The organism is Ruegeria sp. HKCCSP351 (assembly GCF_017872535.1).
In the GTDB taxonomy this organism is placed as follows: domain Bacteria; phylum Pseudomonadota; class Alphaproteobacteria; order Rhodobacterales; family Rhodobacteraceae; genus Ruegeria.
In genome coordinates this window covers 1-13,450 of record NZ_JAEDOV010000014.1, presented here as the reverse complement: position 1 = coordinate 13,450, position 13,450 = coordinate 1, and the positions used below count along the sequence as shown (strand labels likewise).

Here is a 13,450-nt window from a genome sequence, read left to right as displayed (position 1 = left end):
CGGGACACACCTGCGGCTGAACAAGGGAGGATCCGCATGGGCGGACTGGCATCGGTGCTTGCGCCGATTGCATTTGTGAACGAAACCGTGCTGCGTCTGGGCCGCGCGGTTGGCGTTGTTGCGATTGCATTCATGGTTATCGCAATCCTGATTCAGGTGTTCTTCCGATACGTTCTGGGCAACGCCCTGCCCTGGCCGGATGAGGCCGCGCGGTTCTGTATGTTGTGGATGACCGGATTGATGGCACCGACGGCCTTTCGGCGCGGCGGGTTTGTAGCTATCGACATGCTGCAACGGTTTCTGCCGCGTATGCTCGGCCTGTCGCTCAATCTGTTCCTCCTGCTGATCTCGCTGGCCGTGCTTTTGGTTGCGGTCAATATCGGCTGGTCCGAGGTCACGGGCTTTGGCGGCAGGTTCGCCACCGCCGCCCTGTACCTGCCGACATCGCTTGGGTTTGACGAGTGGTATCGCATTCCGCGCAGCTGGATGATGGCTTCGCTGCTGGTGGGGATCATTCTGCTGATCTCGGTCAATATCGAGCTTATCCTGCGTTCCGTGGTCACCCTGCTTGGCGGCGCGCATCTTTTGCCGGACATTCCCGACGCAGCCGTGGGGGCCGAATAGATGCTGATCTGGTTCCTGCCTACGTTCCTGATTTTCCTGCTGATTGGCCTGCCGGTCTTTTTCGCGCTTCTGGCAGCACCCGGCATTCTGCTGTGGCTGAACGGACAGACGAATGACATCACCCTGCTTTATCGCAATGTCTACAACGGTATGGACAGCTTTCCGCTGATGGCCATCCCGTTCTTCATGCTGGCCGGGGAAATGATGAACCGTGGCGGCATCACCATCCGCCTTGTCGAATTCAGCCAGGCCCTGATGGGCCATCTGCGCGGCGGGCTGGCGCATGTAAACGTGCTGAGCTCGATCCTGTTCGCGGGCCTTTCGGGATCTGCGGTGGCTGACACATCCGCCCTGGGGTCGATGCTGATCCCGGCGATGGAAAAACAGGGCTACACCCGAAAATTCGCCGCCGCCATCACAGCCGCGAGTTCGGTGATCGGGCCGATCATCCCGCCCTCGGGCATTATGATCATCTATGCCTATGTCATGGGTGAAAGCGTGGCCGCCCTGTTTCTTGCAGGCATCGTGCCCGGAATCATGGTGGGTGTCGGCCTGATGGTGATGATCAAATTCATGGCCGACAAGTACGATTTTCCCGTCGCCAGCCGGAAATACACATGGGATGAGCGGCGCAAGGCCAGCCTCAAGGCGTTCTTCCCGCTGATGACGCCGGTGATCATTCTGGGCGGCATTCTGGGGGGTATATTTACCCCGACCGAAGCCGCGGCAGTCGCTGTGGGCTACGCGTTTATCATCGGGTTTTTCGTTCTGCGCACACTGACCCTGAGGGAAATTCCCGACGTTCTGAGCAATGCAGGTATGACGTCGGCCGTGGTGTTGTTGTTGGTTGGCGCAGCAATGGCGTTCAAGACCGTGGTCAGCCTGAGCCACGCCCCGGAACAATTGGCCTCGTTGATCCTCAGCCTGTCGGAAAATCCGCTGATCCTGTTGTTCCTGATCAACCTGTTGTTGTTTATCGTCGGGATGTTTCTGGACGCAGGCCCTGCGATCATCATCCTTGGGCCTATCCTTGGCCCGATTTTCACCAGTCTCGGTGTAGACCCGATCCATTTCGCCATTATCATGAGCGTCAATCTGACCGTCGGCCTTGCAACGCCCCCTATGGGGCTGGTGCTGTTCGTGGCCGCCGCCGTGTCGCGGGAGCGGGTCGAGACAATCGCCAAGGCGATCCTGCCGTTTCTGGCGGTCGAAATCATCGTGATCTTTCTGATCACCTACATCCCCGCACTATCCATGACGATCCCGAGGATAACGGGATTTGCCAACTAACTGAGTTCCACAGGGAGGAAACGCATGCTCAGAGACTTCATCAAAACCGCTGCGGTGGCCACATCGCTGGTGGCCGCGTCCGCCATCGCTGCAACGGCTGCAGATTACACACTGCGCGCCACCGCAAATTCAAATGAAAACGACGAGGATTATGACGGCCTCATCGTGTTCAAGAACTACGTTGAAGCGGCCTCGAATGGCGCCATCGAGGTGGAACTGTTTATCGGTACCCAGCTGTGCTCGAACGGTGCCGAGTGCCTTCAGGGCGTAGCTGACGGCACCATCGATATCTATATCTCTACCTCGGGCGGGGCGTCGGGCATCTTCCCTTACGTGCAGGTTCTGGACCTGCCTTACCTGATGGCCGATGACCGGATTGCAGAGCATGTGTTGTCGGGTGATTTCACACGTAAGATGCGCGACATGGCGCTGGAGGATTCCGGTGGCGCGATCCGCCTGATGACCATCGGCAACACCGGCGGCTGGCGCAACTTCGCCAACACAAAACACCGCGTCGCCGAGCCTGCCGACATGGAAGGTCTGAAAATCCGCACCGTCGTCGCAGACCTGCCGCAGGAACTGGTCAAAGCACTGGGCGCATCGCCGACCCCGATTCCGTGGCCGGAACTGTTCACCAGCTTCCAGACCGGCGTTGTCGAGGGGTCAAAGAACGGCATCACCGACATCATGGGCATGAAGTTCCCGGATGCGGGTCTGCAATATGTCACGCTGGACGGGCACGCCTATATGGGCGCGCTGTGGTGGATGAACGACGCCAAGTTCCAAGCGATGCCGGAAGATATGCGTCGGGTCGTTGTCGATGGGTTCTACGCCCTGCAACAAGCCACCTTTGCCTCGCCCAAGCGCAAATCGATCCAGGCGTATGAAGACTTCGTCGCAGGTGGCGGTGACCTGTACGTCCCAACGCCCGAGCAAAAGGCTGCGTTCAAAGAGGCTGCCACTCCGGTCTATGCCTGGTTTCAGTCCAATGTTGCCCGTGGTGATGAAATCTTTGCAGCGCTGACCGAAGCCGTCGCAGCGGCCGAGGCGGATGTGAATGCCTCGCGCAATGCGGACCTGAACTAAACGGATGGGTCGGGCCTTGTGGCCCGGCCCTTATCGAAACGGGTACATCCACCCTTTGTAGTCGTTGACCAGAACATGCGCCTTCTCGATCTGCTCCGGCGACATTTTCTTGATCACTTCCTCAAGGCTGATCGCAGCATCGGGATCGCCGCCAATGGCGCTGAGCGTGTACCACATATAGGCCCGCACCAGATCGGGCGCGGGCATTCCCAGACCCAGTTCATAGTACCAGCCAACCCCCGACTGTGCCCCCGGATGCCCCTTCATCGAGGCACGCAGATACCATTCAAACGCTCTTTCGTGGTCCTGCTCGACCCCAAGACCCAACCCATACATCACACCAATCAGTTCCTCGGCCTCGGCATTGCCCGACCGGGCGGCAGGCAGCAGTTCCGCGCGCGCGGCTTCAAACTCCCCGGCCTCCATCATGTCACGGGCCTGTTCCAGTTCAGCCAGAGCCGGGGTCGCAAGAAAACAAAGGGTATAGAGAAACTGGCGCATTGGGCGATTGTCCTCGTATGGGCGGGGGCCGCGGTGGCGCAGGACCTGCCGACCCCGCTGACGGATGATGACTTTATCCCATTTGATATGGAACAGGCCGCTATCGGTCATCAACTGTTTTACGATCCGATCCTGTCAGGCAATCAGAACATTTCATGCGCCCATTGCCATCATCCCGATTTCGGCACCTCTGACGGGTTGTCCCTGGGGATCGGCGAAGGCGGACTGGGGTTGGGGCCGGACCGCACACCGGGCACCGGCGCGGACAGGATCCGCAAACGCATTCCCCGAAATGCGCCGGGGTTGTGGAACCTCGGGGCAAAGGACATTCATACCGTTTTCCACGATGGCCGCCTGAGCATCTCGAACATCTATGGCAACGGGTTCAATTCGCCTGCACAGGAATGGCTGCCCGGGGGATTGAACTCGCTTTTGGCAGCGCAGGCCCTGTTCCCGCTGACCGCACAGTTCGAGATGGCCGGTAATGTCGCCGAAAATCAGGTGACCGGCGCGGTTCACGACAGGATCGACAAGGGCTGGCCGATCCTTGCCAAACGCGTGCGGACCGATCCGCGCTATGGCCCAGCCATAGTCGCGGCTTTTGACGATATCGAGACCACCGAAGACATCACGATCACCCAGATTGCCAACGCGCTGGCGGCCTTCATGGCCATTGAATGGCGCAGCACCGACAGCCCATACGACCAGTACTTGGCTGGGGACAAGGATGCGCTGTCAGACATCCAGAAAGACGGGATGAACCTGTTTTATGGCAATGCGCGATGCGCGACATGCCATGCGGGATCGTTGATGTCGGACCAAGAGTTTCACGCGCTGGGTTTGCCCCCTTTCGGGCCGGGCCGGACCCGGCAATGGGACCCATATGCGCGGGACGTTGGCCGGTTGGCGGAAAGCAATCGTCTGGAAGACGCCTATCGCTTTCGCACGCCGATGCTGCGCAATGTCGCCCTGACTGCGCCTTATGGACATAACGGCGCTTTTGCGGATCTCGAAAGCATAATCCGTCACCATCTTGACCCACAGACCAGCCTTGCCAAATGGAAACCCGACATGGCTGCGTTGCCCAAGGTCCCCTGGTTGCAAGAGGTGGATTTCGTGGTGTGGGACGACCGGTTCGAAATGGAACGCCAGCGCAGCAGGATCGACATTACGCCAATGACGCTTTCGAATGCGGAAATCGCCGCCCTGGTCGCATTTCTGCATTCCCTGACGGGCACTGGTGTTGGCTCTCCTCCTTTCGGGGTGCCGGCCGATTTCAACCCCTGATGGCGGTCACGCCATAATGACAAGTGATCCGGCATAATGTCGGATAAGTCGATCACTTCGTCAAATTGCGGCCTAGGAAATGTCTGGCCAGCCCTGCACCATAATATCAGGAACAGAAATTTACGGAGACGTTGATGTCCTGGAATATTTGCGTAATCGGGGCTGGCAAGATCGGTCAGATGATCGCGACGCTGCTGAGGGCCTCGCCAAACTATACAGTGACCGTGGCTGACCATGACCTGAAAGCACTGGGTGATATCACAAGGCTTGGTATTGGCACGAAGCAGATTGATGCCCGGGATGCGGACAGTCTGGCAAAGGAACTGACCGGGTTTAACGCCGTGGTTTCAGCGGCACCGTTCTTTCTGACCCCGAACATTGCCAAGGCCGCCAAAGAGGCGGGCGCGCATTATTTTGACCTGACCGAAGACGTTGCGGCCACCGAGGCCGTACGGGAACTGGCCGAAGGCAGTGAGACAGCTTTCATGCCGCAATGTGGTCTGGCACCTGGTTTTGTGGGTATCTCCGGAGCCGCGCTTGCCGCAGAGTTTGATGAACTGGACAGCCTGCACATGCGGGTGGGCGCGCTGCCGCTATATCCGACCAATGCGCTGAAGTACAATCTGACCTGGTCGACCGATGGGTTGATCAACGAGTACTGCAACCCCTGCGACGCCATTGTGAACGGCAAACTGGTCAAGACCGCGCCGCTGGAAGATTACGAGCTTCTGGGTCACGATGGTGTGGAATACGAATGCTTCAACACCTCGGGCGGATTGGGCACACTGCCGGAAACGCTGGAAGGCAAGGCGCGGGCCGTGTCTTATCGCACGATCCGGTATCCCGGCCATTGCGAAATCCTGAAACTGCTGCTGCACGATCTGGGGTTGGAACGCCGCCGCGATCTGCTGAAAGATATCTTCGAGACCGCCCTGCCCCGCACCGATCAGGACGTTGTGCTGGTCTATTGCACGGCCAAGGGCTTGATCAACGGCGTTCTGCGCGAGAAATCCCTGATCAACAAAAGCTTTGCCCGCACCATCAACGGACAGGTCTGGAGTGCCATTCAGGTCACCACAGCTGCGGGTATTCTGGGCGTCGTTGACCTGATGCGCACCGGCACGCTGCCTTCGAAAGGGTTTGTCCGGCAGGAACAGGTCAAACTGAACGACTTCCTGAAAACAGAATTTGGCCAGCTGTATCGTGCTGGTGACGTGACCCGGCAAAACAAGGCGGCCTGAGATATGAAAGACATCGTAATGACAGCCCAAACCACGCTTGCAAATCTGGATCTGACGGATGCCGCATTGAAAGGCGGCACTCTGAAGGTGACGTCACCGATTGACGGCAGCCTGCTGGCCGAAGTGCACGAAACTCGGGCCACCGAAATGGACGCGATCATTGCCCGCGCCAAAACCGCGTTCAAGGCGTGGCGCGTTGTGCCAGCCCCGCGTCGGGGCGAGTTGATCCGCCTGCTGGGCGAAGAGTTGCGCGCGGCCAAGGACGATCTGGGCGCACTTGTCAGCTGGGAGGCGGGCAAGATCACGTCCGAAGGTCTGGGCGAAGTGCAGGAGATGATCGATATCTGTGACTTCGCCGTTGGCCTGTCGCGTCAGCTTTATGGTCTGACCATCGCGTCGGAACGCCCAGGTCACCGGATGATGGAAACCTGGCATCCGGCGGGTGCTGTCGGCGTGATCTCGGCCTTCAATTTCCCGGTTGCCGTCTGGTCGTGGAATGCCGCTTTGGCGCTGGTTTGCGGCGATCCGGTGATCTGGAAACCGTCCGAAAAGACGCCGCTGACAGCGATGGCCTGCCAAAAGATCTTTGAACGCGCGCTGGTGCGGTTTGGCGATGCCCCCGAAGGGTTGCTTCAGGTCCTGATCGGTGGCGCGGAGTTGGGCGAGGCGCTGGTGGCCAGCGAAGATGTTCCGATCATCTCGGCCACGGGTTCGACACGTATGGGTCGTGCGGTTGCGCCCATTGTTGCGGCACGCTTTGGCAAGTGCATTCTGGAACTGGGTGGCAACAACGCGATGATCGTCGGCCCTTCGGCGGATCTGGAAATGGCCGTGCGCGCCATTGTCTTCTCGGCCGTTGGGACCGCCGGTCAGCGTTGCACCACGCTGCGCCGTCTCATCGTGCACAACTCGATCCGCGAGGAATTGGTGGGCCGCCTGAAAAAGGCTTATGCCGGTTTGCCCATCGGCAATCCGCTGTCTGAGGGCACGTTGATCGGGCCACTGGTGGATGAGGCATCGGGTGCCGCCATGACGGCCGCACTGGAGGCCGCAAGGGCCGAAGGCGGCACAGTGTTCGGCGGCGAGCGCGTGACCGAAGGGCTTCCTGCGGGGGTCTATATGCAGCCCGCAATTGTCGAAATGCCCGGCCAAAGCGCGGTTGTGAAAACCGAAACCTTCGCGCCGATCCTTTATGTCATGGGCTATGACGACTTTGACGACGCGATCCAGCTTCAAAACGATGTACCGCAAGGGCTGTCATCCTGTGTGTTCACGCTGAACATGCGCGAGGCCGAGCAGTTCCTGACTGCGGCGGGGTCGGATTGCGGTATTGCCAACGTCAACATCGGCCCCTCGGGCGCCGAGATCGGCGGTGCATTCGGAGGCGAGAAGGAAACCGGCGGCGGACGCGAAAGCGGCTCGGACGCGTGGAAAGCCTATATGCGCCGCCAGACCAACACTGTGAACTACTCGGCAGAGCTCCCCCTGGCGCAGGGTGTCAAATTCGACATCTGAACCAGCGCGCAAACTGACGGACAATCTGATCCCCCCGGAACTTTGATGTTTCGGGGGGATTGCTTTTGTCGTGAAGGGTTTGGCCCAGGCAGGCTGAAGCAGGCACAAAACCGGTGGTTCTTGACGAAATCCCTGCCGTGCGGCATGTGATGTCGCTGGGGGGAAAGGCATGTCAGATAAGGTCAGATGGCCCGACACGGCATGTATGAACAGGTTAAGCGTCCGAGTGGCCCCGATGGCTGGCTGCTTTTATACCGGAAGGTAAATAAGATATGTGCCCTGCACCCGTTGATGCAGAGACCCCGCGCGGGTTCATCATCCCGATCGGCGGCGGCGAAGACCGCGTTAAGGAAATGCAGATTCACCGCAAGTTCGTAGAGCTTTCAGGGGGTGAGAATGCCGATATTGTCGTGATCCCGACCGCCTCGATGCTGGAAGAAACCGGACCGGACTACAATCGCATCTTTTCCGAACTGGGTGCAGGCAAGGTCGAATTTCTGCCCATCTCGCGGCGTGCCGATTGCGACAATCCCGATTATGCCGAGATGCTGGACCGCGCCACAGGGATATTCATGACCGGTGGCAACCAGCTGCGGCTTTCAGCGATTCTGGGTGGCACGCTTGTGGCGCAGAAAATACGCCGCCGAAATGCGGCCGGTGTGCCGGTTGCCGGCACTTCAGCCGGCGCGTCGATCATGTCCGAACATATGGTGGCCGGGGGCAGCAGCAACTCGGCCCCGGCTGAAGGCAATATCACACTGGCTCCGGGCATGGGCTTGACCAACGCCGTCATCATCGACCAGCACTTCACACAGCGCAATCGGCTAGGTCGCTTGCTAACTGCCTCATCTTTCAACCCTTTTTTGATCGGGCTGGGTATCGACGAAGACACGGCAGCCTTCATCGGGCCCGATAATGTCCTTGAAGTCGTGGGCAGCGGATCGGTTACCGTCGTGGATGCCAGTCATCTGACCCATTCATCGATGTGGGACGCGCGCCGCGGCGAAGCGCTGAGCCTGCTTGGGCTTCGGCTTGACGTTCTGGGCGAAGGGTGCCGTTATGATCTGACGGCTCGCCAGGCTTTTCCGCCGGATGAGCATATGGCGTTCTGCACATTGCCGGACATGTCCGGGCAAGAGGTCGCCAGCGGGGAGAAAACAAAAAGCTAACCAGCGGGGAGCCTCATGAAAATAATCTCGACCAATGTCTTTGTCGGCCCGAACGTCTGGGCAAGTTTTCCGGTCATTCGCCATGTCATCGATCTGGGAATTCTGGAAGAATGGCCCTCGGCAAGGATTGGTTCCGAGTTTATTGACGCCTTGATCAAGGCGCTTCCCGGTCTGGCGGAACATGGCTGCTCCTATCGCGAACCCGGCGGCTTCATCCGCCGCCTGCGCGAGGATGAAGGCACCTGGCTGGGGCATGTGCTGGAACATTGTGCCATCGAGGTGCAGAACGTGGCCGGGTCCGACGTGACCTTTGGCCGGACGCGCGGCACGGGTGAGCCGGGCCAGTACAATATGGTCTATGAATACCGCCAGCGCGATGTCGGTCTGGATGCGGGCAAGCTGGCGATGCGGTTGCTGATGCATCTGTTGCCGCAATCCCTGAAAGATCAGGTGGATTACGAATTCGACCCGGACTTCAACTGGGATGAAGAACTGCGCAGCTTTGTTCTGCGGGCGCAACGCAAAGAATTTGGCCCGTCAACCGGATCGCTGGTCAAGGCGGCGCAGGAACGCGACATTCCGTGGATCAGGCTGAACTCGGGATCGCTTGTGCAATTTGGGCACGGCAAGTTTCAGAAACGCATTCAGGCGACGATTACGTCCGAGACCAAGCATATCTCGGTCGAGATTTCCTGTGACAAGGAAGACACCCATAACCTGCTGAACGATCTTGGCCTGCCGGTTCCGCAGCAGCGCATGGTCTATTCGGCCCGCGAGGCCGTGCGCGCTGCCGCGCGGATCGGGTTTCCCGTGGTGGTCAAGCCCTTGGACGCAAACCATGGGCGCGGCGTTTCGATCAATCTGAATTCCGATACCGAGGTCGAGGCAGGTTTTGCCGAGGCCAAGGAGCATTCGCGCAGCCGCGCCATTCTGGTCGAGAGCTTCATCACCGGCTTTGATCACCGGATGCTGGTCGTGAACGACAAACTGGTTGCGGTGGCCAAACGCGTCCCCGGCCATGTGACAGGCGACGGCACTCATACGATTGCTGAACTGGTCGACATCGTGAACCAGGACCCGCGCCGGGGCATCGGGCACGAAAAAGTACTGACCAGGCTTGAGCTGGACAATCAGGCAAACCGCCTGATGGAGAATGCGGGCGTGACGGAAGACACTGTCTTGCCCGAGGGCGAGGTTTTCTATCTGCGCTCGACCGCGAACCTGTCAACGGGCGGCACCGCCATCGACCTGACCGACGTGGTGCATCCTGACAACCGCGACATGGCCGAACGCGCCATCATGGCCGTCGGGCTGGATGTGGGCGGTGTCGATTTCCTGATCGACGATATCACCAAATCCTACAAGGATATCGGTGGCGCGATTGTCGAAGTAAACGCCGCACCCGGTTTCCGGATGCATGTGGCCCCGTCCGAAGGTCAGCCGCGCGATGTGGCGGGCAAGGTCATCGATATGCTGTTCCCCGCCAATGAACAGACCCGCATCCCGATTGCGGCCATCACCGGCACCAACGGCAAGACGACCACGTCGCGGATGCTGGGTCATATCATGAAAACCAGCGGCAAGATCGTTGGCATGACCTCGACCGACGGCGTCTATGTGGATGGCAAGCTAAGCGTAAAGGGGGATATGACCGGCCCGAAATCGGCGCAGATCGTCCTGCGTGATCCGATGGTCGATTTTGCGGTGATGGAAACCGCGCGGGGCGGGCTGGTGCGCTCGGGTCTGGGCTATCAACGCTCGAACGTGGCGGCCTGTCTGAACGTCTCGGCAGATCATCTGGGTCTGGGCGGGATCAACACGGTCGAGGAGCTGGCCGTCGTCAAACGGGTGGTGGTGGAAAGCGCGACCGATACGGCCGTGCTGAACGCAGACGACATCAATTGTCTGAAGATGGCCGATTACGCCGGGGCGGATCAGATCTTCTATGTCACGACCAACCCCGGCCACAGTCTGGTCAAGGAACATTTCAAGACAGGGGGCAAGGCCATCGTGCTGGAAAAAGGCATGAATGGCGACATGCTGACCATCTATGACAAAGGGCTTCACATCCCCGTTCTGTGGTCGCATCTGATCCCCGCCACGCTTGAGGGTAAGGCGATCTTCAACGTGCAAAACGCCATGGTCGCGGCGGCAATGGCCTATAGCTTTGGGGTCGATCTGGACAATATCCGGCATGGTCTGCGCACTTTCGACACCAGTTATTTCCAGGCGCCGGGTCGGATGAATGTCTATGATGAACATCCTTTCAAGGTAATCCTTGATTACGGCCACAACCCGGCCGCGCTGAAGGCGATGGCCGCTTTGGCCGATCAGTTGGAGGTCAAGGGCCGCAGGCTGTGCGTTGTTGCGATGCCCGGCGACCGGCGCGATGAAGACATTGTTGATGGGGCCGCAGCGCTGGCCGGGCATTTTGACCACTTCATCTGCAAGGCCGATGACCGCCGCCGGGGTCGCGGGCATGACGAAGTGCCGCAAATGATGCGGCAGGCCCTGATCGATTGCGGGACGCCGGACGACGTGATCTCGATCATTCCGGATGAGGTTGAGGCCGTAACCACAGCGCTGGAGATGGCGGCTCCGGGCGATCTTCTGGTGATCTTTGGCGATGACACCACACGGTGCTGGAAACAGATCATCTATTTCAATTCCGATGGCGAAACCTCTGAAACCGAGGCGACACCCGGGACCAGCCCCGCCGACACCACGTTCGAGGACATGTTCGACAGTGACCAGAACCTGATCCGGGACGAACGCGGCGTAAGACTGGCGCGTGAAATCAGCGAAGACGCGGATTGAGCGGAGGCACCGGAATGGACCGGATCGAAGAGCTTGAAACCGCGCTGACCATCGAATGCGCGACCGCTGATCATATTCAGGTGGATGACGCACGGCGCCTGACCGGCCCCGGCCTGTTATGGGATCACCCCGGCGCGGTGATGGATGTGTTTTTCACTGATATCGACCCCACGCAAGTCATTGCACTGTGGGAAAAACATGCCCGGTGCGTTCTGGATGCGCTTGGCTGGCAGGATCAGGCACTGACCCACCGAACCTTCACCGGTGGTGTCAATCTGGCGATCTCGGCACCGATGGATCAGCTTTATTCCGCGATCTTTGCGGCGCAGACCGCCTGGCATTTCTGCGCGGCAGAGTTGTTGGAGGCCACGCCGGGCGATTTTGATCAGATGATCCGGGACGTCAAAGGCGTCATGGCGAAGGAGGCCAATCCTGCGCTGATCTCCCTGATCGCGGCAGCCGAGGCGCATGGTGTGGATATCCTGTGCGACGATGACGAGATTTCCATCGGGCATGGCACCGGCAGTCAAATCTGGCCTGTCAACGCACTGCCCGCCCCGGATAACGTTGACTGGCCCTCCCTTCACAACATCTCCGTCGCCTTCATCACCGGAACCAATGGCAAGACCACCACGACCCGGTTGCTGGAGGCCATCGCCCGCGCCTCGGGCAAGGTCGCAGGGCTGACCTCGACCGAGTTTGTGCGGGTGGGTGATGATATTCTCGATCGCGGCGACTATTCCGGCCCCGGCGGAGGGCGGATGTTGCTGCGCGACAAGCGGCTTGAAATCGGCTGCCTTGAAGTGGCCCGTGGGGGTATCCTGCGTCGCGGCCTGCCGACGCGTGCGGCCATGGCCGCCACTGTCACCAATGTGGCGAATGATCATCTGGGGCAATACGGCGTGAACACGGTGCCCGAGCTGGCTCAAGCGAAATTCGCCGTGCACCGGACATTGACCAAGGGCGGTGTTCTGGCCCTGAATGCCGATGATCCTTTTGTCCGTGCCGAAGCCGAAAACACTGCGGCAAATATCTGGTGGTTTTCGCTGGATCCCGGGAATGATCTGATCCGTCGGGCGCGGGACGCGGGAACATGCTGCGCTTATGTCTCGCAGGGCAATATCGTCTTTTTCGACGGCCGGTCCGAGCAGGCGGTCATTGCCGTGTCCGACGTGCCCCTGACCATGGGCGGTGTCGCGAAATACAACATCCTGAACGCTCTGGCGGCTATGTGCCTTGCGCTGGCATTGAAACTGCCGCTTGAGGCGGTGCGGCAAGGGTTGGCCGGGTTCAAGCCGGATGCCAAGGACAATCCGGGTCGCTGTAACGAATTCCGGTACAACGGCGCTCAGGTTTTCGTGGATTTCGCGCATAATCCGCATTCGATTTCTGCCGTGTGCGATGCGCTGTCGGCCCTGCCGGCAAAACGGCGGTTCATCATGCTCAGCCATGCCGGAGACCGCTCGGATCAGGACATTCGGGACGTCACCGCAACCGCGTTGAACTTCCAACCCGACGTGGTCGTTGCTGCTGAACTGGAAGGGTATCTGAGGGGCCGCTCAATGGGAGAGATACCGGACCTGATCGAAAAGTCTGCCTTGGAACAGGGATATAACAAGACCCAGATCCAAAGGGCCGCATCCCCGTCCGAGGCCGCCGCGATGATCCTGAAACAGGTGGAACCGGGCGATCTTGCCCTGCTGCTGGTTCTGTCGGAACGCGACGCCGTGCTTGAGATGCTGGACCAGTAGGCGACCTAGCGGGTTGAAGGACCAGTAAGGCAGCGAGCCGCCACCTCCGGCTGAGGTCAGCTGAGCAGCAATTTGCGTATCGCCCTTGCATTGACACCCAGCCTGACAATACTCGCCAAAATACAGGCAACAGGTTGTTGAGGTTGGGTGATATGGAGATTGAGCAGAC

10 protein-coding genes are annotated in these 13,450 nt (G+C 59.4%); 9 read left to right on the top strand and 1 reads right to left on the bottom strand.

Going from position 1 to position 13,450, the window contains the following annotated elements; translation table 11 throughout:
• The first annotated feature begins 36 nt into the window (after positions 1–36).
• From I9182_RS19470 to dctP, 3 genes are read left to right on the top strand one after another with little or no spacing between them, the layout of a single operon-like run.
• Positions 37–624: a TRAP transporter small permease subunit gene (locus I9182_RS19470; RefSeq protein WP_209507970.1), complete on the top strand. Its 588-nt coding sequence runs from the start codon at positions 37–39 to the stop codon at positions 622–624.
• Complete coding sequence (locus I9182_RS19465) at positions 625–1,914, top strand: TRAP transporter large permease (protein ID WP_209599366.1); 1,290 nt, start codon at positions 625–627, stop codon at positions 1,912–1,914.
• 24 nt (positions 1,915–1,938) lie between these two features.
• Positions 1,939–3,000 carry a TRAP transporter substrate-binding protein DctP gene (gene dctP, locus I9182_RS19460; RefSeq protein ID WP_209599365.1) on the top strand — a complete coding sequence of 354 codons (1,062 nt, stop codon included), beginning with the start codon at positions 1,939–1,941 and terminating at the stop codon, positions 2,998–3,000.
• A 30-nt stretch (positions 3,001–3,030) separates the two neighbouring features.
• Here dctP and I9182_RS19455 read toward each other — a convergent pair whose 3' ends face one another.
• Positions 3,031–3,501: a tetratricopeptide repeat protein gene (locus I9182_RS19455; RefSeq protein WP_209599364.1), complete on the bottom strand. Its 471-nt coding sequence runs from the start codon at positions 3,499–3,501 to the stop codon at positions 3,031–3,033.
• A gap of 33 nt (positions 3,502–3,534) precedes the next feature.
• Here I9182_RS19455 and I9182_RS19450 point away from each other — a divergent pair, with 33 nt between their 5' ends.
• The 6 genes from I9182_RS19450 to I9182_RS19425 all read left to right on the top strand — a co-directional run bounded on the left by I9182_RS19450 (position 3,535) and on the right by I9182_RS19425 (position 13,281).
• Positions 3,535–4,788 carry a cytochrome c peroxidase gene (locus I9182_RS19450; protein WP_348540413.1) on the top strand — a complete coding sequence of 418 codons (1,254 nt, stop codon included), beginning with the start codon at positions 3,535–3,537 and terminating at the stop codon, positions 4,786–4,788.
• Between the two features lie 134 nt (positions 4,789–4,922).
• On the top strand, positions 4,923–6,029 hold the full coding sequence (locus I9182_RS19445; protein WP_209599363.1) for a saccharopine dehydrogenase NADP-binding domain-containing protein: 1,107 nt from the start codon (positions 4,923–4,925) through the stop codon (positions 6,027–6,029).
• Positions 6,030–6,032: 3 nt separating this feature from the next.
• Positions 6,033–7,544, top strand: a complete 1,512-nt coding sequence (locus tag I9182_RS19440) for an aldehyde dehydrogenase family protein (RefSeq protein ID WP_209599362.1) — start codon at positions 6,033–6,035, stop codon at positions 7,542–7,544.
• 272 nt (positions 7,545–7,816) lie between these two features.
• Positions 7,817–8,713 carry a cyanophycinase gene (locus I9182_RS19435; RefSeq protein WP_209599361.1) on the top strand — a complete coding sequence of 299 codons (897 nt, stop codon included), beginning with the start codon at positions 7,817–7,819 and terminating at the stop codon, positions 8,711–8,713.
• 15 nt (positions 8,714–8,728) lie between these two features.
• Complete coding sequence (gene cphA / locus I9182_RS19430) at positions 8,729–11,530, top strand: cyanophycin synthetase (protein WP_209599360.1); 2,802 nt, start codon at positions 8,729–8,731, stop codon at positions 11,528–11,530.
• Positions 11,531–11,544: 14 nt separating this feature from the next.
• On the top strand, positions 11,545–13,281 hold the full coding sequence (locus I9182_RS19425; RefSeq protein WP_209599359.1) for a Mur ligase family protein: 1,737 nt from the start codon (positions 11,545–11,547) through the stop codon (positions 13,279–13,281).
• Positions 13,282–13,450 lie beyond the last annotated feature (169 nt).